The following is a 20,076-nucleotide window of genomic DNA, read 5'->3' on the forward strand; positions in this document are numbered from 1 at the left end:
ATGCCCAGGCCGCGCACACCCCTGCTGGACCGGCAGCGCATCGTGGACACCGCGCTGCGGCTGGTCGACGAGGCGGGGGACCTCACCATCCCCGCGCTGGCCGGTGCGCTCAAGGTCAGCCCCTCCGCGCTCTACCACCACGTCACGGGCCGGGCCGAGATCGTCGCCCTGATGCGCGCCGAGCTGGTGCGCACGATCGGCGAGCAGTCGATGTGGGACCAGTCCTGGGACGCCGCGCTGCGCACCTGGGCGCACGCCTACCGGGACGCCTTCGCCGAACACCCCGGCATCGTCCGGCTGCTCGCCACCGCGCCGCTGGCCGAATCGTTCATGCACGAGCTGTACGAGCGGGCCGTCGCCACCCTGGAGGACGCGGGCTTCGCCGCACGGGACGTGATGGGACTGATCACCGCCCTGGAGAGCTTCGTCCTGGGCTCGGCGCTGGACCTGGTCGCCCCGGACGTCATGGTCGACGCCGTCGACCGGGCCGCCACCCCGCGGCTGGCCGACGCCCTGGACGCCGTCCCCGCCGGGCGCGAGCGCGCCGACCGGGCCTTCGGGCTCGGGCTCACCGCCCTGATCGAGGGCTACCGGGTGCTGCTGGGCTGACCCGGGGCCCCGGTCCGGCCCCGGCGCGCAGCCCCGGTCGGGCCCCGGTGCGCCCCTCGGCCCGGCCTCGCCCCGTTCGCCCCGGGGTCGCTGCCGTTCGCCGGCCACGATTTCTGACCGGGCGTGATGTCCTGCTAGTGTTCATCCCGTCGAGAGGAAGTGATCTTCCGGGAAACGGAATCTCGAACAGGCGTCAGCGGTGCTACCAGAGCACGCCCTACTTTCAGTAGGGAGAGTCCGTGCGATCCGGGCCTGGCGCTCCCATCGAAGGGGCTCGTTCCGTCCAGCGGAACGAGCCCCTTCGTCGTGTTCGCCTTCCGTGCCCGCGCCCTCTTATCGTACTTTCGGGCTCGAAACCCTCCCTTGGGGCTCGATACCGGCCAAGGTGCCGTGCCAGGTGGCCGGTGAACGGTACTCCAACCTCCCTGGCCGACCGGTGGGGGCGGGGTCGCGTCCGGTCTGATGTTCCGTCAGTTCTTGGCTGGAACTGGCTGTTACTGATGTGAATATGCCATTGGAATGTTCGTCATATGGAATCCGGCAGTAGCCTTCCGTGTCGAACTAGCCACTGCTGGTGGTGAACCGGTCGGTGCCGCGCTGCGGCCGACCGCCCAGACCCCGCGAAGGAGCCGGTGTGCCCGGTATCGACGAATGCCTCTCCGGAGCGATGGCGATCCCCGGGGCCCGTGCCGCGAGCCTGGTCGACTGGAGCAGCGGGCTCGCCCTCGGCAGCCTCGGGGACAGCCCGACCGGAGAGCACGAGACCTCCGCCGCCGAGGCAACCGACCTGGTGCGGGCGGCCGTTGAGAGCCAGACCTTCACCGTGACGGAGGACCGGCGGGCCCCGTTGGAGGACATCATCGTCACCGCCGGCCGCAGTTACCACCTGATCCGCTTCATCGACACCGTCTTCGACAACAGGCTCGTCCTGCACCTCTGGCTGGACCGCGCGGAGGGCAACCTCGCCGCCGCCCGATTCCGCCTCCAGGCACTCGCCGAGGAGCTGGTGCTGGGGTGAGCGCGTGACCGCCGCGACCGGCACCGTGCCGCCGCCCCCGGCGGAGGTCGCCACCCCGAGGTCCCCGGGCGAGGCGCTCGCCCTGCTCGCCGACCGCCGCGCCACCGGCGCCCTGCGCGGGCCGCTCGGCAGCCTCCACCTGATCGACGGGCGGGTGGCCGCCGCCGAGTCCCTCCGGGCGCCCGGACTGGCCGACCTGCTCATCGGCTGCGGTCGGATCACCCCCGAGGACTGGGCGGAACTGCTCCGGGCTCACGGCCCGAGGTCGAGGGTCGGCGAGGCGCTGGTCGAACGGCGGCTGCTCACCCGGGGAGAGCTCGAACTCGGCCACCTGGGAACGCTGTTCGACGCCGCGTTCTTCGTGCTGGCCGACCCGGCCGGCGGCGTCTGGCGGTTCGAGGCCGACGCCCGGCACTGGCTCGGGCCGGTCGCGGAGGTCGACCCGGCCCGGATCCGCCGCGAGGTCGAACGCCGCCGGAAACTGCTCGACGGGATCTGGCCGTGGGCGCAGCTCGACACCGCGCCCGTCCGCCCGGCCGAGTGCGGCCGCCGGTCGTCCCACCGCTCGTGCGGCCGCCGGCGACGTGAGCTGTTGGACCACGCCGACGGTCGCAGGACCCCGGCGGACCTGGCCCGGCTGCTCGGCCGCTCCGGCTTCGGGGTGACGGCCGATGTCCGTCGACTGGCCGCCGCCGGACTGCTGGACGCCCCGCGCCCGTCCGCCGCGGCACCCGCAGCGCCGGAGGCCCCGGTGTCCGAGGCGCGGCAGACGACCGCTCCCCGGCCCGAAGTCCCCCCGCCGACCGCGAGCGGACCGGCCGGAGGGCTGCACCGCCGGGTCCCCGGCGCCAGCCTCCGGGGCGCCGACCTCCCCGGCGCCCCGGTCACGGCCGTTCCCGCCCCCGCCGCCGCTTCCATTCCCGCCTCCGCCCCCGAGGCGGCCCGCAGCGGGACCGACGCCCCCACCTGCCCCGAACGCCCACCCATCACGGCAGCGGCCCACCCGCTGGCCGTCCCCGATCCGGACGTCGCGCTGCTGACCCGGATCCGAGACCTTCTGGAGGCCCGACTTTGACCCACTCCCCGCCCGCGACCCCGTCGTTCCGGCCATGAGGCGGGCACTCAAGCAGCGTGTCGGAAGGAGACAACTGATCGCCTTGGAGACCGAGTTGCTCGCCGAACTGCGTGCCGTCAAACACCGCGTACCGCACCTCGCGGGTGGTCTGGTGGCCAGCGTGGACGGCCTGTTGGTCGCGCACGACACCCACGGCACCGAACCCTCGGGACTGGCCGCGATGACGGCGGCCTCGCTCTCGCTGGCCCAGCGGCTCGCCGACACCACCGGTCAGGGCGAGTTCCGCGAGTCGCTGGTGCGCGGCGAGAACGGCTACGTCGCCACGTACGCGGCCGGCGGCAGCTGCGTGCTGACCCTGCTGGCGCACCCCGACGTCAACGTCGGCCGGCTGCACCTGGAGGCCCGCCGCAGCGCCCAGCGCATCGCGGGGCTGCTCAACGACGCCCTCGTGCCCAAGGATCCGCGCGACACGGGCTGACCCGGGCCGACCACCGAACCATTGTCCCCATCCGTCACGAACCACCCATCACCGAACGGGAGTTACCCAGATGACCGACGCACCCGGCGCGCTCAAGCAGGCCATGACCAGCATCGAGGGCGCCATCGGCGCGGCCCTGGTGGACTACAACAGCGGCATGGCGCTGGCCACCCTCGACGGCCCCGGCGGCCTGGACCTCAACGTCGCCGCGGCCGGCAACACCGACGTGGTCCGCGCCAAGATGCGCACCATGGACATGCTCGGCCTCCAGGACGGGATCGAGGACATCCTGATCACCCTGAGCAGCCAGTACCACCTGATCCGCCCGCTCACCGGCCGTACCGGCAAGGGCCTGTTCCTCTACCTCGCGCTGGACAAGGCGCGTGCCAACCTCGCGATGGCCCGCCACCAGCTGGGCCGGATCGAGGCCGAGCTGGAGGTCTGACGCGCAGCCCCGGGACGCCACCCCGGCGCGGCGCCCGGGCGCGCGGGTCGCGGGTGCGCGAGCCATGGCCGCGCGGGTCACGGGCGAGGCCCCGGCGGTGGTTCGGGCCACCGCCGGGCTCCGTCCGGCGGGGCTCACCCCCGGGGCAGGTCCGGCCCGGCGGCCTGCCCGCGCACCAGCTCGGCCGGCCCGCCCGACCGCTCCCGGGCGGCCAGCGCGGCGGCCGTCCGGTCCCAGGACGGGCCGGTCAGCAGCGCCCGTGCCTCGGCCGGATCGCAGAGCCGCCACTCCACCAGCTCCTCCTCCGGCAGCACGATGGAGCCGAGCATCCGCTCCGTCACCGTGCCGCCGTCGAACACGTACACCAGGACGGCGGTGTCCCGGCCGGTCGCCGGGTCCGCCGCCGGGTCGGCCGCCGCACCCGGCTGCCAGTCCAGCGCCAGCAGCGGCCCCGGCTCGGCCTCCCAGCCGAGCTCCTCGCGGATCTCCCGCCGGGCCGCCGCCCGGGGCATCTCCCGGTCCGCCTCGACCCCGCCGCCCGGCAGCGTCCAGTACGGGACCTGACCGCGCGGCCCGTCCCACGGCCGCAGCCGCACCAGCAGGACCCGGCCGGCGGCATCGGTGAACAGCGCCCGCGCCTTGGCCCGGATGCGCGGCCGGGTGGCGTAGTAGGTCTCCCGGTCCATCGGCGGCTCCGGCCGCTCCTCGGTCTGCGGCGTCAGCCCCGGCGCCGCGGTCAGCCCGGTGTACGCGGGCACCGGCCCGTCGGCGGGCAGCAGCCGGAGCGTGTGCCCGACCGGCCGGCTGTCCTCCAGCTCCAGCGGCCCGTCGTCCCGCGGCGCCAGCAGGCAGGCCGTCACCCGGCGCGACAACCGGGGCGGCAGCGCGTGCCCGGCCTGCTCCGTCGTCAGCCAGGTCCAGCCGCCGACCTCCGCCGCGTCCGGCCGGAACGCCGCCGCCTGCGCCGCCGTCAGCGGCTCGGCCCAGTACAGGTACGCGACGATCGGCAGGTCGCCGTGGCGCAGCAGCGCCCAGTCCACGCAGGCCAGCGGTCCCAGCCGGGGCGTGAAGCCCAGCTCCTCCCGGATCTCCCGCAGGGCGGTCTCCCGGGGCGACCGGTCCGCCGGCTCCCACCCGCCGCCCGGGATCGCCACCGGGTGCTTCCGGTCGTACGGCAGCCGCACCACCAGCACCCGCCCGGCCCCGTCCGGGAACAGCACCCCCGCCGCCGCCAGGACTTCCCGACCGGCCGTGCCCGCGCTCTCCACCCCGACTCCCTCCGTCATGTTCTTCCGGACACGACAACCGGGCCCACCTCTACGGTTCCCACCGGGCGGCACTCCCGACCCCCCACGGTCGGGCGATCGGGAGGCCCGGCGCCGGCCGGTTCGGCCGCTCGCGGCGTTCGGTCCGAGTCGGCCCACGGCGGTACACCGGGGCCGTCCGGCGTGGTCACCGGCACCCGGGCCCCGTCGACGTCGCGAAGCCGGCTCCCGTCCGGACCCGGGCGGTGCGGCCCCTCCGGGTGTCCGCCGGACGCCCGGCAGGGGATGCTCCCGACGATTCCGCGCAGTGTCGCGCGCTCCTCCTCGGACCACGCGCGGTTCCACGTGCCCGCGCCGGTGAACTGCTCCTCGAACAGCCGTCGTTCCGGGCCGGCGCGGGCCCCTCACCCCAGGGAGGCCAGCGCCTGTGCCGCCGCGCGCGCCATCTGTTCGTCGTGCCGTCCGCTGCCCCCGCGCAGGCGGGCGACGCCCTCGGCGGCGGCCAGGGCGAGCAGGCCCGGCAGCAGGTCGGTGCTGCGGGCGGCGAGCCAGCGGGTGCCCCGGGTGGCCATCCACCAGAGGTCGGCGGCCAGGCCCGGCGGGGCCTCGGCGGGGGCGGCGGCCGGGGGTGGGCCGAGGGGGTGGCCGGCCTCGGTGAGCAGGTCGTGGAACCGCAGGGCGATCAGGTGGTGGCCCTCGGCGCTGGGGTGCAGGCGGTCCACGCTCAGCAGCCGGCGCTCGGCCAGCCACGGCAGTTCGGTGATGTGCAGGTGTATCGCCCGGTGGCGCTCGGTGAGGGCGTGCACCACGGTGTTGACCGCCCGCATCCGGCGCGCCAGCGGCCGGGCGAGCGGTGCCGGGAGCCGGAGCAGGCTGCCCGGGTCGGGCAGGCAGGCGGTCAACAGCCTGGCGCCGTGGCCGGACAGTTCCCCCATCGTGGCGTCGAGTTCCAGCGTGGCGCGCCGGATGTCGAAGCCCGTGCGCAGGGTGTCGTTGCCGCCGACCACCACGGCCGCCAGCCGCGGCCGCAGCGCCAGCGCCTGCGGAAGTTGACGGATCGTCAGTTCCGTGGTGAGCGCCCCGCTGTACGCCAGGTTGGTGAACTCCGCGTCCCGCCCCTCGGGTGCCAGCGCGTCGGCCAGGACGGCGGCCCAGCCGCGCCAGCCCTCGCCGACCCGGTCCCCGACCCCTTCCGTCAGCGAGTCCCCGAGTGCGACGAAGCGCAGTGGTTCGGCCGCCGCGGGGCGCTCCCGCGCCGCCCGGTCACGCCCGGCTTCCAGCATGCTCGTCCCGACCCCCGTCCACCGCCTCGTCGTGGTGCGCGCCGTGCGCCGCCAGGAACGCCGCCACCGCCGCCGGCCAGCCGTACCGCTCGGCCTGCGCCCGGGCGGCGGCCCGCCGCAGGTCCTCCGGCCGCCCCAGCAACTGCCGTACCGCGGAGGCGAATCCACTGCCCGTGTCGACGGCCGTCGCTCCGGCGAGCCCGATCAGGCCGGGCAGCGCGGAGGAGCGGCTGACCGCCACCGGGGTTCCGCAGGCCAGGGCCTCCATCGCGGCCAGGCCGAAGGTCTCCACCGGCCCGGGCGCGAGCACCACGTCCGCGCAGCCCAGCAGCCGGGCCAGCTCGGCACGCCCGCCCAGGTGCCCGAGGAAGCGTACGGGCAGTCGCAGCCGTGCGGCCCGGGCCGCCAGCCGTTCCCGCAGCGGGCCGGTCCCGGCGACCACCAGCACCGCGGGGTGCCGCCGCGCGCGCAGCTCGGCCAGGGCCTCGATCGCCCGCTCGGGCCGCTTCTCCGCCGAGAGCCGCGAGCAGAGCACCAGCAGTGTCTCGTCCGGAGCGGCGTAGCGGGCCCGCTCGGCGGCGCGGGCGGCCGGCGGCAGCGGTCGCATCGCCTCCAGGTCCACCCCCAGCGGGGCCCGGACCAGGTTCGGGGTGCCGATCCGCCGGAACTCCGCGGCGGCCCAGTCGGTGGTGCAGAGCACTGCGTCGTAGGCGCGGGCGGTGGCCGCGTTGAGCCGGTCGGCCGCCGTGCCCGCCAGCGGGCCGGGCAGGCCCCAGGTGCGCAGCACCCCGGCCGCGCTCTCGTGCGAGACCATCACCGACCGCACCCCGTGCCGCCGTGCCCAGGCGCCGGTCCAGCGCAGCGTGGTGCGGTCGGACACCTCCAGCCGGTCGGGGGAGAACCTGGTCAGTTCGGCGGCCACCGCCCGCCGGTCGGTGAGCAGCCGGTAGCCGCCGGCGGCCGGTAGCACCGGGCCGGGCAGGGTGACGACCACCCCCTGCTCGGTCTCCTCCTCGGAGCGCCGCTCCCCGGGGACGATCAGCACCGGACGGTGCCCGGCCGCCCGGTACCCGGCGCCGAGGTGGCGCAGCGCGGTGCGCAGGCCGCCGGAGACCGGGGTGACGAAGTTGGCCAGCCGGACGATCGTCAGTGCCTCGTCGGCCCTGGGCGCGTGGTCGGCCCTCGGCGCGTCGTCGGCCCTGGGCGCCCCGGCGGTAGGCCGAGAAGCCCCGGCGGTCGGCCGAGCCCCGCCGGTCGTCCGTGCGCTGCCGTCGGGAACGGGGGTCATGCCGGCAGCTCCTCCGGCAGGACGGGCGCCACCGGTTCGACCGGCGCGGGGGCGGCGGCCGGCATCGGCAGCCCGCGGTGTTCCGCCAGCACCTCGGCGTAGTGCCGCAGCAGCAGGTCCCCGACCGCCTCCCAGGTGCGTGCGGTCACCTCGGCCCGGCCGGCCTGCCCGTACCCGGCCCGCCGCGCCGGGTCGGCGGCGAGCTCGGCCACCGCGCGGGCCACCGCCGTGTCGTCCCGGGGCGGTACCAGCAGGCCGGTGCGGTGGTGGGCGACGAGGTCCAGTGGTCCGCCCGCCGCTGGGCCGATCACCGGTACGCCGCTGGCCATCGCCTCCTGGATGGTCTGGCAGAAGGTCTCCAGCGGGCCGGTGTGCACGAAGACGTCCAGGGTCGCGAAGCAGCGGGCCAGTTCGTCACCGGTGCGCCGGCCGAGGAACACCGCGCCCGGCATCGAGGCCTTCAGCCCGGGCGCCGAGGGGCCGTCCCCGACGACCACCACCCGTACTCCGGGCAGTGCCGAGGCCGCGGCCAGCAGGTCGACCCGCTTCTCCGGGGCCAGCCGTCCGACGTACCCGACCAGCACCTCCCCGCCGGGGGCGAGCGCCCGGTGCAGCGCCTCGTCCCGGTGCCGGGGGTGGAACCGCACCGAGTCCACCCCGCGCGGCCACAGCTGGACCCGGGGCACCCCGTGCGCGGTGAGGTCCTGGGCGGCGGGGGTGGACGGCGCCAGGGTGCGGGCGGCGGCCCGGTGCACGGCCCGGATCCGCCGCCAGGCGGCGGCCTCCCCGAGCCCCCGCCCGGCCCGGTAGGCGTGGGCGTAGCCGGCCAGGTCGGTCTGGTAGACGGCCACGGCGGGCACCCCGAGCCGCGCCGCGACCTGCATCCCGCGCGCGCCGAGCACGAAGGGGCTGGCCAGGTGGACGATGTCCGGACGGTGCCCGGCGATCGCGGCCGACAGTTGCCGGCTGGGCAGGGCGATCCGCACCTGCGGGTATCCCGGCAGCGGGACGGACGGGATGCACACCACGGGAATCTCGCCCGCCGGGGTGCCGCCGAAGGTCTCCGGCGGGCATTCGGCGCCCCGCGCCGGTGCGGGGGTGACGACGAGGGGCCGGTGGCCCCGGCGGACCAGGTGCTCGGCCGTCCGCAGCACGCTGTGGGCGACTCCGTTGACCTCGGGCGGGAAGGATTCGGTGACGATGGCGACGCGCATGCCAGTGTTCTGTCCGCGTCCGGCGTGCACCCGGCCAAAGGGATCTGTCGTAGAGGAGAACGCGGGTCGGCGATTTGCACTGCCGACCCGCGGCGCGGTTCGCGTCCGGTCACACGGACCCGGCGGTCTCCTTGAGCTCCGCGTACGGCGCGAGCTTGCGGATCGACTCGATGCTCCTCAGGCAGTCGTCCTTGCTCTCCTGCGGGTCGCCGGTCACCACGATCGCCCCGTTGCTCGCCTTGAGTCGGAACCGGTGCATGCCGCCCTCGTCCACGTACAGCTCGAATTTGCCAGCCATGCCAGAAACAGCCTTCCGCTCGGTTGACCCCCTGGCACCGGAACCTAGGGTCAAATCCCTTGTGCGGCACGTCAGATGATCCATCCGAGTGCACCGGAACGGGAGTTGGCGCGGGCCGAACGGTCCGGGCGGGCGGGTCAGCCGCGCGGCTCGGCCCGGCCGGCGGCCAGCCCGGTGGCGGTGGCGGTCAGGATGCGGGCGAGCCGGGGTTCGACCTCGATGACGGCGTGCGCCAGCCGGGGGTCGGTGCGGTAGAGGGCGGCGACCTCGGCGCCCGGGTTCGCGATCTGCCACATGGCCCCGGCGAGGGAGACGGCGGTGGCGATCAGGTCGGTGACGTCCTGGTCGTCCAGTGCGGGCAGTTGTTCGCGGACGGCCGCGCCGATCGGTTCGCGGGCGGCGAGCGTGGCGAGCTTGAAGTCGCGCACCGCGTCGGGCGAGACGTTGCGTTCGAGGTTGAGCGGGGCGTGGGCGAGCAGGTCGCAGAACATCCCGCGGGCGGCGAGCGTGGTGGCGAAGGCCCGCGCCACGGCGGCCGGGCCCGGCTCCGCGCTCTCCCGCAGCCGCGCGGTCAGCGCGTCCGACCACTCCGCCCAGCCCTCGGCGGTGAGCCGCAGGAAGATTTCCTCGCGGGTCTCGAAGTACCGCAGCAGCGCCGACTTGTGCATTCCCACCGCGGCGGCGATGTCGGTCAGGGTGACGTCCCTGATGCCGTGCTCGTGGCCGAGCGAGCGGGCCGCGGCCAGGATCGCGGCTTCGCGCCGGCGTTTGGCCTCGGGCGAGCGTGCGCGCTGGAACTCCGATGCTGCATCCACCCGCCCATGGTAGGGCAACACCGTTGCCGTAATACCGCAACACCGTTGCGCTAATAATGCAACGGTGTTTTACTAGATGGCATGGAGCAGAACACGGAACAGACCTGGTTCATCACCGGCAGCTCGCGCGGCTTCGGTCGCGCCCTCGTCCGCGCCGCGCTCGAAGCCGGCGACCGGGTGGCCGCGACCGCCCGCCGCCCCGAGCAACTCGCCGACCTCGCCGAGGAGTTCGGCGACCGGATCCGCCCGATCGCGCTGGATGTCACCGACCCGGCGGCCGCCCGGACCGCCCTCGCCGAGGCGCACGCCGCCTTCGGCCGGATCGACGTGCTGGTGAACAACGCCGGATACGCCAACGTCTCGCCGATCGAGACCACCGAGGACGCCGACTTCCGCGCCCAATTCGAAACCAACTTCTGGGGCGTCTACCACGTCACCAAGGCCGCGCTCCCGCTGCTGCGCGAGCAGAAGGGCGGTCTGGTCGTGCAGTTCTCCTCGATGGGCGGCCGGGTCGGCGGATCCCCGGGCATCGCCTCGTACCAGGCGGCGAAGTTCGCCATCGACGGGTTCAGCCGGGTGCTGCGCGCCGAGACCGCGCCGTTCGGCGTGCGGGTGCTGGTGGTCGAACCCAGCGGCTTCCGCACCGACTGGGCCGGCTCCTCGATGGTCGTCCACGACGTCCCGGAGGCCTACGACGAGACGGTCGGCGCCGTGAACAGGCGGCTGCGGCAGGGGGGCGACGGCGCCGCGGGCGACCCGGTCCGGGCCGCCGAGATCCTGGTCCGGGTGGCCAAGCGGCGCGACATCCCCCACCACCTGCCGCTCGGGGTCAACGCCGTCGAGGGCTCGATCGCCATGGACCGGCGGCTCCTGGAGGAGGACACCAGGTGGCGCGAGGTGGCCCGCTCGGCCGATTTCGCCGAGGCCTACCCGGTCGACTTCCCGGCCGACTCGATCGACTGACCGTGCCGACTCGACCGACTGAGCGTGTCGAGCCGCCCGGCACCACCGCCGCGCCCGCCCGGCACCACCGCCGCACCCGTGCTCGGCACTGCGGCCCGGCGCGGGGTGAGCGCCGGGCCGCAGGGGTTCTCGGCTCAGCAGTTGGCGAGGATGCCGGTGAGCGCGGTCTTCTCGGCGCTGTCCACGTCCAGGCCGTAGTACTGCTTCACCTGCACCCAGGCGCGGGCGTAGGTGCAGCGGTAGGAGGCCTGGGGGAGCCACTCGGCCGGGTCGCGGTCGCCCTTGGAGCGGTTGCTGCTCGCGGAGACCAGCAGCAGCTGGGGGCGGGTGACGTCGTTGGCGAAGGCCTGGCGCTGTGCGGTGGTCCAGGCCCAGGCGCCGGAGGCCCAGGCCTCGGAGAGCGGCACCAGGTGGTCGACGTCGAAGGAGGAGGCGTTGGTGGTGGTCGCGCCGTCGTACGGCGAGGACCAGTTGCCGCTGGTCGCCTTGCAGGAGGTGTCGGTGGCGACGTTGCTGCCGTCCCGCTTGACGACCCACTCGCGGGTGTCGCAGGTGCCGCTGATGGTGATCCAGGTCGGGAACAGCGTGCGGTCGTAGGTGTCCCCGTGGGTCTCCGCGGTGGCGGGCATCGCGGCGAGGTAGCTGCGGGCGGTGGCCGCGGAGATCGGGGTCGGCAGGGCGGCCTGGGCGGGGGTGCCGGCCGTGAGCACGGTCGCGGCGGCGAGGGCGGCGGCAGCCGGTATGCAGGACAGGAACCGGCGCACGGGTGCGGTGGGGGCCATGGCGGACGCTCCATCATCAGATCGGAAGAACTGCTGAATTGCGTGCGCCAGTGTGGCGATCCGGTCACCTACGCGGGTAGACCCGGGAAGTGAAATCCTCGTGCACATCGGACGTGCACCGGACAAGTCCGGCGTACGTCACGGGGGTTCGGGGTGGTGTGTCCGGTTTTCCGGCTGCCGCCGGGGGTTTCAGTCGCGGCGGCGGCCCGCCATCCAGACGTAGACCAGGATGCCCGCGAACAGGAACAGCACGCCCTGGTAGACGGCGGCGTAGCCGGCCCCGGCGAGCAGCCAGAGCGAGAAGGCGAAGGCGCCGAGGCCGAGGACGGCGTCGCGCACCAGCCGCCCGCGGTCGACCTTCTCGCCCGCCCCGCGCACCAGCCAGTACAGCTGGGCGGCGGTGGAGAGCAGGTACGGCACGGTGGCGGTGAAGGTGGTGACCAGCACCAGCATGTCGAAGGCGCCCTTCGCGCCGCTGGCGAAGTTGACCACGGTCAGCGCCGAGGCCAGTGCCACGCCGACCAGCACGCCGAAGGTCGGCACCCCGCGCCGCTCCTTGCCGAAGGCGGCCGGGAACAGGCCGTCCTTGGCGGCCGCGTACGGGGCCTGGGCGGAGAGCAGGGTCCAGCCGTTGAGGGCGCCGGTCATCGAGACCAGCGCGGCGACGGCGATCGCCGTGCCGCCCCAGCCGCCGCCGAACATGGCGTCCACGGCGTCCGAGAACGGCGCGGCGGAGTGGACGAGTTGCTGGTGCGCCACGGTGCCGAACACCGCGATGGTGCCGAGCAGGTAGACCACCGCCGCACCGGTGGTGCCGAGCACGCTGGCCCGGCCGACGTTGCGCTCCGGGTCGCGGACCTTGCCGGCGCTCATCGCGGCCGACTCCACGCCCAGGTAGCTGAACAGCAGGATCGCCGCGGCGGCGGTCATGCCGCCCGCCCAGCCGTGGCCGGTGGCGTCGAAGGGCCCGAGGTTCTTCGGGTCGAAGAAGAACAGGCCGCCCACCGAGACCAGCAGCAGCGGAATGAACTTCAGCACGGTGGAGACGAGTTGGACGGCCCCGACGTAGCGGGTGCCGGCCAGGTTGGCCAGGGCCGGCAGCCACTGGAAGGCCAGCGCGGCGGTGATCTCCAGCGGGATGGAGTGGTGGAGCGGCAGCAGCACGTCCAGGTACCCGACGGCGGCCACGGCGAGCGCGGCGTTGCTGACCCAGGTGGTGATCCAGTACGACCACGCGGACAGGAAGCCGGCGAAGTCCCCGAAGGCCTCGCGGGCGTAGACGTACGGCCCGCCGGTGCGCGGGTTGCGGCGGGCGAGCTGCCCGAAGACCAGCGCCAGCGCGATCGCGCCCACGGTGAGCACTCCGAAGGCGGCCAGGCTGACCGTCCCGAACGGGGCCACGGCGGCGGGGATCATGAAGATGCCGCCGCCGATGATGTTGCCCATCACCAGGGCGGTGGCGGTCGGCAGCCCGAAACGGCGGCCGGTGGTCCGGGGCGCGGGGCCGTCCGGCGGGGAGCCGACCGGTCCCGGGGTCTCCGGGCCGCTCGGTCGGGTCGCCTGCCGGGGTGCGGCGGGACTGGTCTGCATGAGGGTGGTGCGCCTTTCGTGGTGCTGCTCCTGCTGGTGCTCGCGCTCGGTGGAGCGTCATGGAGCGACCGTTCATGCTCGGACCGGGCTGCACCTTGCACCAAATCGCCGGGATTTGTTCAGTTCGCCCGGTCCATCGCCGCAAGACTTCCGGCCGCGGGGCGGCCGGACGGGTACTCGTCCGGCCCCCTCCGTCCGGCCGTTCGACCGGATTGACGCGGGTACGCCCGCATTCCTCGACGTACGCCCGGATTCGCCCGGCCGGGGGAGTTGCCTCACCCGAACGCCTCAGCCCGGTTGCGGCGTGCGCCCGAAGCCGCGCGTTCGTGTGCCAACGTTGGCGCGGCGCCCCCGGTGGGGCGCCGCCCGGCCCGTCGGGCGGCCGAACAGGCCGGTCGGGGGCGCGGGTTGAGGACCAGAGACGAACCAAAGGACATCAGATGTCGCTTCGTGGGAAGATCCGCAAGCTCGCCGTGATCGTCGCCGTGGCCGGTGCCGTGGTGGCGGTCCCGACCTCGGCCATGGCGGGGGGCTTCGCTCCGACGCAGTCGGAGGGACAGCACCTGGAGTCCGGCTCCGCGGGCGTCGGCCTGGTCGGCCCGCACGCCACCTGGTTCAACTACTCCGAGCACAGCGAGAGCGACTGCGGCTGCTGATCCCCGCCCCCCGAGCCCGGAGGCCGCCCGTCGGTCTCCGGGCTCACGGCCGTCCCGCGGCGGCCGGCTCCCGCAGGTCCGTCGGACGGGTTCCGGGGCCGCGGACCGCCGCCCGGTCCCGCAGTTCCTTCAGCACCGCGATGTCCATCGCGTGCCCGGTGCCGTCCCCGCCGTGCTTGCGGTCCGGGGTCTCCACCACCAGGGGCACCCCGGCCGTCTCCGGGTGCTCGAACAGCTCGCGGAACGGCTCGGCGCCGATCATCCCGGCGCCGATGTTGGCGTGCCGGTCCTTGCGGGCGCCGACCACGTCCTCGGAGTCGTTGGCGTGGATCAGCCGCAGCCGGCCCGGACCGGCCGCGGCGGCCAGGGCGTCCAGCGCGGCCGTCACCCCGCCCGGCTCCGCCAGGTCGTGCCCGGCGGCGAAGGCGTGGCAGGTGTCCAGGCAGACTCCCACCTTCGGATGATGGTCCAGCGCCGCCATGTACGCGGCCAGCTCCTCCATCCGCGAGCAGAGCGAGCTGCCCTGGCCCGCCGTCGGCTCCAGCAGCAGCCAGGGCGCGTCGTCGCCCAGCCCGTCCAGCTCCTCCAGCAGCGGCCGGACGTCCGTCCGGACCTGCGCCATCGCCTCGGCCCGGCGCGAGCCGCCGCCGGGCGCGGTGCCGACCGCCGAGCCGGTGTGCAGGACGACGCCGAGCGCGCCGATGGCGTGGCCGCGGCGCAGCGAGTGCCGCAGCGACTCGGCGGAGCGTTCGCGGGTGGCCGGGTTGTCCGAGCCGAAGTTGATCAGGTACGGCGCGTGCACCCAGGCCGGGACGCCCTGTTCGGCGCAGGCGGTGCGGAACTCCTCGTCCTGGGCCGGGTTGCCCGGGGGAGTGGCCCAGCCGCGCGGGTTGGCCACGAACACCTGCACCGTCTCCGCGCCGACCCGGGCCGCGTACGCCAGGCCGGTGCCGGCCAGTCCGCGCGCGGCCACCGGGACGTGGGCACCGATCGGGTTGCGGAGGGCGGCGACGGGCGGTACGTGCACGGTGGTCATGGCCCCGAGCATGCCACGCGCCCGGACCGGGGTGTCGGGCGGGCCGGGCCGGGCCGGGCGGAGCGGACGGGGTGGCCGGGGCGGGGTGGCCCGGGAGGGTCGGCCGGGGTCCGGAGAAACGATGCACTGTGCTCGATCGAGTGAATCCGGGCCGGAACCCGGGGACCACCCCACCCGCCTCCGTCACGATCCGTGACCAGATGGACTTCGCGACTCCTGAGGAGGCAGCCGTGAGCACCGCCGAACCGGTCGAGACCGTCGACCTGCGCGCCGACCACCTGATCCGCGACCCCTTCACCGCCTTCGCCGACCTGCGCGAGCGCGCCCCGCTCGCCCGCGCCACCATCCCCGGCGTGGAGCCCTTCTGGATCGCCGTCCGCTACCAGGACGTCCGCACCGTGCTGTCCGACCCGCGCTTCGTCAACGACGTGAACGCCGTCGACGGCCCCGTCGACGACGAGCTCGCCCCCGCCCCCGCCCCCGCGCCCGTCCCCGGGCACCGCACCGAGCAGGTCTGGCGCGCCCGCGGCATGCCGCCGGAGTGCGCGAAGTACCTGCGCGCCGGGGTCTTCGGCGCGGACGGCGCCCGGCACCGCCGGATGCGCGGGCTGGTGCACCCCGCCTTCACGGCCGGTGCGGTGGAGCGCCTGCGGCCCCGGATCGAGCGGCTCGCCGAGGAGTACGCCCGGGCGCTGCCCCGGCACGCCGGCCCGGACGGCGTGGTCGACCTGGTGGCGCACTTCGCCTACCCGCTGCCCGTCACGGTGATCTGCGAGCTGCTCGGGATCCCCGAGGCCGACCGCCCGCAGTGGCGCCGCTGGAGCTCCTACCTCGGCCGGGGCGCCGGGCCCGGCCTGGACGAGGCGCTGCGCGCCATGGTGACCGCCGCCCGCGACCTGGTGGAGCGCCGCCGGGCCGAACCGGCCGAGGACCTGCTCTCCCGGCTGGCCGCCGCGGAGGGCGACACCCTCGCCCCGGTGGAGACCGTCTCGCTGATCCTCAACCTGATCGTGGCCGGCCACGAGACCACCGCCACCCTGATCGGCAACGGCACGGCCGCGCTGCTCGCCCACCCCGAACAGCTGGCACTGGTCCGGTCCGACCCGGGCCTGCTGCCCGCCGCCGTCGACGAGCTGATGCGCTGGTGCGGCCCGACCATCGGCGGGGTGCCGCGCTACGCGACGGAGGACCTCACCCTGGCCGGTACCCCGATCCGCAAGGGCGAGGCGGTGATGCCGATCCTCGCCGGGGCCAACCACGACCCGCGGGCCTACGCCGACCCGGAGCGCCTGGACGTCCGCCGGGCGAGCGCGCCGGACCGCGCGGGGCACCACGAGGCGCACCTGGGCTTCGGCCACGGCACCCACCGGTGCCTGGGCTCGGTGCTGGCGCACCAGGAGGCCGTCGTCGCCTTCGACACGCTGCTGCGGACGTACCCGCAGCTGGCTCTCGCGGTCGGCCCGGAGGCGGTCGAGCGCGGACCGAACCCGGCCGCCTGGCACCTCGCCGCGCTGCCCGTCCGCCTCGGGCCGCAGGCCCCGGCCGCGGGCTGACCCGGGCCGCCGAGCCCGCTGCCGACGCGCCCGACCGCCCCCGTGGTCGGGCGCGTCGCCACGACTGCCGCCGCCGCCCACCCGCCGCACGGCACGCCCGACCCCCACCACCCCGCGCCACGCCGGGCCGTCCCACCTCCGGTCGACGCCCCGTCAGTCCCGCAGCCCAGCCCTGGTGGCGGGCCCATCCGGCCGCCCGTACCGTCGACACGGCCGCACCCACCGGCCGTCACCGCCCGCGCACAGCGCGTCAGCCCATACCGCCGGCCCGTGCGGGGGACCACGACACCCGCACGATCACCGCGCGCGCCGAAAGAAACAGGTCACCACTCATGTCCACGCGACGGGTCCACCACCTCGCCGCGGCCACCGCCGCCGCCACCGCCCTGACCACCGTCCTCGCCGCCCTGGCCGCCGCCCCCGCGGCCCGCGCCGACGGTGGCCTCCCGCTGCACCACGTCCGGCCAGGAGAATCGATTCAGCGGGCGGTCGACGCCGCCCGGCCCGGTGACATCGTCCAGCTGTTCCCCGGCACCTACCGGGGCAGCGTCCGCATCACCACCCCCGGCATCACCCTGCGCGGCGCCGGCCGGAACAGCGTGATCGTCCCGGGGGACGGCACCGAGAACGCCTGCGCCGCCGCCGGCCACGGCATCTGCGTGGTCGGCACCGAGGAGCACCCGCTGTCCGACGTCACCGTCCACGGCCTCGCCGTCACCGGCTTCCGCAAGAACGGCATCGACGCCAGCGGCACCACCGGTCTGACCGTCAGCGGCACCTACGTCCACGACAACGCCCAGCAGGGCATCAGCCAGGAGATGTCCACCCGGGCCGTCATCCGCGGCAACCGCTCGACCGACAACGGCCAGTCCGGCGTCTTCCTCGCCAACTACGCCTACCGCGAGGGCGGCTCGCCCGACACCGGCGGCACCGTCGTCGAGGGCAACGAGCTGACCGGCAACCGGGTGGGCGTCACCGTCCGCCGGTTGCGCGGACTGGCCGTCCAGGACAACGGGATCAGCGGCAACTGCGCCGGCGTCTTCGTGGTCGGCGACGAGGGCGTGCCCCGCGCCGGGAACCTCGACGTCCGGCGCAACACCGTCGTCGGCAACAACAAGTTCTGCCCGGCCAACCCGCGCCTGGGCGCCATCCAGGGCGCCGGCATCGTGCTCACCGGCACCGAGGACACCCGGGTGACGGAGAACGAGGTCCGCGACAACACGGGCACCTCGGACTTCTCCGGCGGCATCGTCCTCTTCCGGAGCGTCGTCGGGGTCTCCAACGCCCGCGCCGTGATCACCGACAACGAACTGAGCGGCAACGGTCCGGCCGACCTCGCCGACCGCGACGCCGGCGCCGACAACACCTTCGCCCGCAACACCTGCGAGCGCTCCGAGCCGGCCGGCCGCTGCTGAGCCCCGGCGCCCCCTCACCCAGGCCGTCGGCCCGTCGCTCCCCATTCCCACTCCCGCCGCCGGCCCGTCGCCCCTCGCCGCCCGCCGCCCCAGGAACCCCCAAGGACCCGAGGAACCCGCCATGACCACCGCACCCGCCCTTACCAGCCCCCAGGCCGCGATGCGCCTGCGCGAACTCGTCTTCGGCGCCGCCTGCGCCGCCGCCGTCCGCGCGGCCGCCCGGCTCGGTGTCGCCGACGTGCTCGGCGACACCCCGACCACCGTCACCGACCTCGCCGTCGCACTCGACACCGAGCCCCGCCAGCTGCGCCGCCTGCTGCGCGCGCTCGCCTGCTACGGCATCTTCGAGGCGAGCGGCGACGACCGCTTCGAGCACACCGAGATGTCCCGGCTGCTGCGCGAGGACGCCCCCAACTCGCTGCGCTACATCTCCCTCTGGTGCACCGAGCCCTGGACCTGGGAGGCCTGGCCGAGGCTGGACGAGGCCGTGCGCTCCGGCCGCAACGTCTTCCCCGAGCTGTTCGGCAAGGAGTTCTTCGACTACCTGCACAGCGACGCCGGCGACTCGGCGAAGGTCTTCGACAAGGCGATGACCACCTCCAGCCGGCAGTCCGCCGAGGACTTCGCCGAGTACCTGGACCTCACCGGAATCGACTCGGTGGCGGACATCGGCGGCGGCCAGGGCCACGTGCTGGCCAGCCTGCTGGAGAGGCACCCGGCGCTGCACGGCACCCTGCTGGACCTGCCCAAGGTGGTGGCCGGCGCCGACCCGCGGCTCCAGGACGGCGGGGCCTTCTCCGCCCGGGCCCGCCTGGTGCCGGGCGACTGCCGGGTGGAGATCCCGGTCCGCGCCGACCTCTACATCATCAAGAACATCCTGGAGTGGGACGACGACAGCACCCGCCGCACCCTCGCCAACGTGGTCAAGGCGGCCGGCTCCGGCTCCCGCGTCGTGGTGGTGGAGAACCTGGTCGACAACAGCCCCTCGATGCGGTTCACCACCGCGATGGACCTGATGCTGATGCTCAACGTGGGCGGTGCCAAGCACTCCGAGGAGAGCATGGTCGGGCTGATGGCGGAGGCCGGACTGACGGTCACCGCGGTCCGCCCGGTCAACCCCTACCTGCACGCCTTCGAGGCCCTCGTGACGGGCTGAGCCACCGCCACCCGCCACCGCCATCCGCCGTATGACGGTACGGCGGTACGGCCACCGGCACGCACGACCGCCGGCCCCGAGCGAAGGGGGCCGGCGGTCGTCGTGCGCGCCGGTCAGCCCGGGTGCGAGGACTCCAGGTGGGCGAAGACCACGACGTTGTTCAGGTAGTCCCGCTGCTTCTTGTCGTAGGCGCCGCCGCAGGTGATCAGCCGGAGCTGTGCGTCTGGGGTCCTGCCGTACACCTTGGCGTCGGGGAAGGCGTTCTTGGCGAAGGTCTCCACCGAGTCGACCGAGAACACCGCGACCGTCCCGTCCTCGCGGCTCACCTCGACCTTGTTGCCCGGTTGCAGGAAGCTCAGCAGCAGGAACACCGCCGGGCCGGTGGTGGTGTCCACGTGCCCGGCCAGGACCGCGCTGCCGCGCTCTCCCGGGGTGACGCCGTCCCGGTACCAGCCCACCAGGTTCTTGTCGTTCGGTGGTGGCGCGTCGAGTTGGCCGGCCGGGTTGACGGTCAGTTCGGTGAACGGCGCGTCCACGGCGATCTGCGGGATCCGCAGCCGGGTCGGCTTGGCGCGTCCGAGCGCCGGCGTGCGCGATGCCGCGTCCGCGTCCGCGTCCGCGGCGCCCGCAGGACCGGGGACGGCCGGCGCGGTGGCCGCCGGGGGAACGGGCCTGCCGTCCTCCGCGCCGAAGTCCGTGCCGGTGCCGACCGAGTTGTAGATCAGCAGCAGCCCGACCGCTGCCGTGCCCATCCCCGCGCGCAGCAGCCGGGATGCTCCAGAGGTGGGACCGCCCGTCATTCCTGTCCTCCGCTCGATCTGTTCCACGACGGCCCACCGCCCCCGGTGCGCCTGCCCCCGGGCGGGGAGGCGCCCGGAGGCGGTGGAATCAGAGGGCTTGGCGTCAGGCGATCGCGCCGGACGCGCGGCGGCCGCGGCGCAGGGCGTACGCGCCCGCCCCGAGGCCGCCGATCAGCAGCACCGCGCCGGAGGCGAGCCCGCCGCCGGCCAGCGCCATGCCGCCACCACCGGTGTGCACGCCGCCGTGCGGGCCCTTGTGGTCCTCATCCCGGCCTTCGGAGCCCCTGCCTTCGTCGTTGCCCTTGTGCTCGTCGTTGCCCCGGCCTTCGCCGTTGCC

The 20,076-nt window shown here is 75.0% G+C and carries 21 protein-coding genes and 1 pseudogene; 10 read left to right on the forward strand and 12 right to left on the reverse strand.

The genetic code is table 11. The features are described from left to right. The 5 genes from ACZ6EM_RS22435 (at nt 1) to ACZ6EM_RS22455 (ending at nt 3,625) form a co-directional block, all read left to right on the forward strand. A complete protein-coding gene (locus ACZ6EM_RS22435; RefSeq protein ID WP_452178114.1) occupies nt 1-609 on the forward strand; it encodes a TetR/AcrR family transcriptional regulator C-terminal domain-containing protein in 609 nt (202 codons plus the stop codon). 634 nt (nt 610-1,243) lie between these two features. Further along, entirely contained in the window at nt 1,244-1,627 is a 384-nt protein-coding gene (locus ACZ6EM_RS22440; protein WP_380545757.1) for a hypothetical protein, read from the forward strand. A gap of 4 nt (nt 1,628-1,631) precedes the next feature. Next, the gene (locus tag ACZ6EM_RS22445; protein ID WP_465773083.1) at nt 1,632-2,702 is read left to right on the forward strand and encodes a hypothetical protein; all 1,071 of its coding nucleotides are present in this window, start codon (nt 1,632-1,634) and stop codon (nt 2,700-2,702) included. Between the two features lie 82 nt (nt 2,703-2,784). Further along, nucleotides 2,785-3,180, forward strand: coding sequence for a roadblock/LC7 domain-containing protein (locus ACZ6EM_RS22450; protein WP_359898245.1), 396 nt, complete (start codon nt 2,785-2,787; stop codon nt 3,178-3,180). Between the two features lie 70 nt (nt 3,181-3,250). Continuing rightward, a complete protein-coding gene (locus ACZ6EM_RS22455) occupies nt 3,251-3,625 on the forward strand; it encodes a hypothetical protein (RefSeq protein WP_359898244.1) in 375 nt (124 codons plus the stop codon). A 134-nt stretch (nt 3,626-3,759) separates the two neighbouring features. On the opposite strand, the gene ACZ6EM_RS22460 is transcribed toward ACZ6EM_RS22455, so the two are convergent. The 7 genes from ACZ6EM_RS22460 to ACZ6EM_RS22490 form a co-directional block, all read right to left on the reverse strand. Next, nucleotides 3,760-4,911 carry an NUDIX domain-containing protein gene (locus ACZ6EM_RS22460; protein WP_465773084.1) on the reverse strand — a complete coding sequence of 384 codons (1,152 nt, stop codon included), beginning with the start codon at nt 4,909-4,911 and terminating at the stop codon, nt 3,760-3,762. Beyond that, nucleotides 4,908-5,267 carry a DUF6210 family protein gene (locus ACZ6EM_RS22465; protein WP_465773125.1) on the reverse strand — a complete coding sequence of 120 codons (360 nt, stop codon included), beginning with the start codon at nt 5,265-5,267 and terminating at the stop codon, nt 4,908-4,910. Before ACZ6EM_RS22465 ends, ACZ6EM_RS22460 begins: the two co-directional genes overlap by 4 nt. Before the next feature lie 27 nt (nt 5,268-5,294). Continuing rightward, entirely contained in the window at nt 5,295-6,173 is an 879-nt protein-coding gene (locus ACZ6EM_RS22470) for an SGNH/GDSL hydrolase family protein (RefSeq protein WP_465773085.1), read from the reverse strand. Beyond that, nucleotides 6,154-7,461: a glycosyltransferase gene (locus ACZ6EM_RS22475; protein ID WP_465773086.1), complete on the reverse strand. Its 1,308-nt coding sequence runs from the start codon at nt 7,459-7,461 to the stop codon at nt 6,154-6,156. Before ACZ6EM_RS22475 ends, ACZ6EM_RS22470 begins: the two co-directional genes overlap by 20 nt. Then, complete coding sequence (locus ACZ6EM_RS22480) at nt 7,458-8,675, reverse strand: glycosyltransferase family 4 protein (protein WP_465773087.1); 1,218 nt, start codon at nt 8,673-8,675, stop codon at nt 7,458-7,460. The genes ACZ6EM_RS22475 and ACZ6EM_RS22480 overlap by 4 nt, the downstream gene beginning before the upstream one ends. Nucleotides 8,676-8,784: 109 nt before the next feature. Next, entirely contained in the window at nt 8,785-8,973 is a 189-nt protein-coding gene (locus ACZ6EM_RS22485) for a YegP family protein (RefSeq protein ID WP_359898239.1), read from the reverse strand. Nucleotides 8,974-9,110: 137 nt separating this feature from the next. Further along, entirely contained in the window at nt 9,111-9,788 is a 678-nt protein-coding gene (locus ACZ6EM_RS22490; RefSeq protein WP_401054492.1) for a TetR/AcrR family transcriptional regulator, read from the reverse strand. Nucleotides 9,789-9,869: 81 nt separating this feature from the next. Between ACZ6EM_RS22490 and ACZ6EM_RS22495 the strand changes: the two genes are divergently transcribed. Beyond that, complete coding sequence (locus ACZ6EM_RS22495; RefSeq protein ID WP_465773088.1) at nt 9,870-10,751, forward strand: SDR family NAD(P)-dependent oxidoreductase; 882 nt, start codon at nt 9,870-9,872, stop codon at nt 10,749-10,751. A 134-nt stretch (nt 10,752-10,885) separates the two neighbouring features. On the opposite strand, the gene ACZ6EM_RS22500 is transcribed toward ACZ6EM_RS22495, so the two are convergent. Together ACZ6EM_RS22500 and ACZ6EM_RS22505 are read right to left on the reverse strand one after the other, a co-directional pair. Further along, nucleotides 10,886-11,533 carry an HNH endonuclease family protein gene (locus ACZ6EM_RS22500; RefSeq protein ID WP_380545740.1) on the reverse strand — a complete coding sequence of 216 codons (648 nt, stop codon included), beginning with the start codon at nt 11,531-11,533 and terminating at the stop codon, nt 10,886-10,888. Nucleotides 11,534-11,722: 189 nt separating this feature from the next. Continuing rightward, entirely contained in the window at nt 11,723-13,123 is a 1,401-nt protein-coding gene (locus tag ACZ6EM_RS22505) for an amino acid permease (protein ID WP_401053927.1), read from the reverse strand. A gap of 440 nt (nt 13,124-13,563) precedes the next feature. Here ACZ6EM_RS22505 and ACZ6EM_RS22510 point away from each other — a divergent pair, with 440 nt between their 5' ends. Beyond that, the gene (locus tag ACZ6EM_RS22510; RefSeq protein ID WP_359912359.1) at nt 13,564-13,779 is read left to right on the forward strand and encodes a hypothetical protein; all 216 of its coding nucleotides are present in this window, start codon (nt 13,564-13,566) and stop codon (nt 13,777-13,779) included. A gap of 43 nt (nt 13,780-13,822) precedes the next feature. Here the strand turns inward: ACZ6EM_RS22510 and ACZ6EM_RS22515 are convergent, their stop codons facing one another. Continuing rightward, nucleotides 13,823-14,815 (reverse strand): deoxyribonuclease IV, encoded by a 993-nt coding sequence (locus tag ACZ6EM_RS22515; RefSeq protein WP_465773089.1) that lies wholly within the window; start codon nt 14,813-14,815, stop codon nt 13,823-13,825. A gap of 230 nt (nt 14,816-15,045) precedes the next feature. On the opposite strand from ACZ6EM_RS22515, the gene ACZ6EM_RS22520 reads away from it, so the two are divergent. The 3 genes from ACZ6EM_RS22520 (at nt 15,046) to ACZ6EM_RS22530 (ending at nt 18,939) form a co-directional block, all read left to right on the forward strand. Continuing rightward, nucleotides 15,046-16,368 carry a cytochrome P450 family protein gene (locus ACZ6EM_RS22520; protein WP_401051554.1) on the forward strand — a complete coding sequence of 441 codons (1,323 nt, stop codon included), beginning with the start codon at nt 15,046-15,048 and terminating at the stop codon, nt 16,366-16,368. 332 nt (nt 16,369-16,700) lie between these two features. Then, complete coding sequence (locus ACZ6EM_RS22525; RefSeq protein ID WP_401051552.1) at nt 16,701-17,783, forward strand: right-handed parallel beta-helix repeat-containing protein; 1,083 nt, start codon at nt 16,701-16,703, stop codon at nt 17,781-17,783. A 121-nt stretch (nt 17,784-17,904) separates the two neighbouring features. After that, a complete protein-coding gene (locus tag ACZ6EM_RS22530) occupies nt 17,905-18,939 on the forward strand; it encodes a methyltransferase (protein ID WP_465773090.1) in 1,035 nt (344 codons plus the stop codon). Between the two features lie 113 nt (nt 18,940-19,052). On the opposite strand, the gene ACZ6EM_RS22535 is transcribed toward ACZ6EM_RS22530, so the two are convergent. Both ACZ6EM_RS22535 and ACZ6EM_RS22540 read right to left on the reverse strand, forming a co-directional pair. Then, nucleotides 19,053-19,739 carry a class F sortase gene (locus tag ACZ6EM_RS22535; protein WP_452178125.1) on the reverse strand — a complete coding sequence of 229 codons (687 nt, stop codon included), beginning with the start codon at nt 19,737-19,739 and terminating at the stop codon, nt 19,053-19,055. A gap of 103 nt (nt 19,740-19,842) precedes the next feature. Then, nucleotides 19,843-20,076: pseudogene (locus ACZ6EM_RS22540) on the reverse strand (hypothetical protein); the annotation flags it as partial.

Source organism: Kitasatospora sp. NPDC041917 (assembly GCF_055589745.1).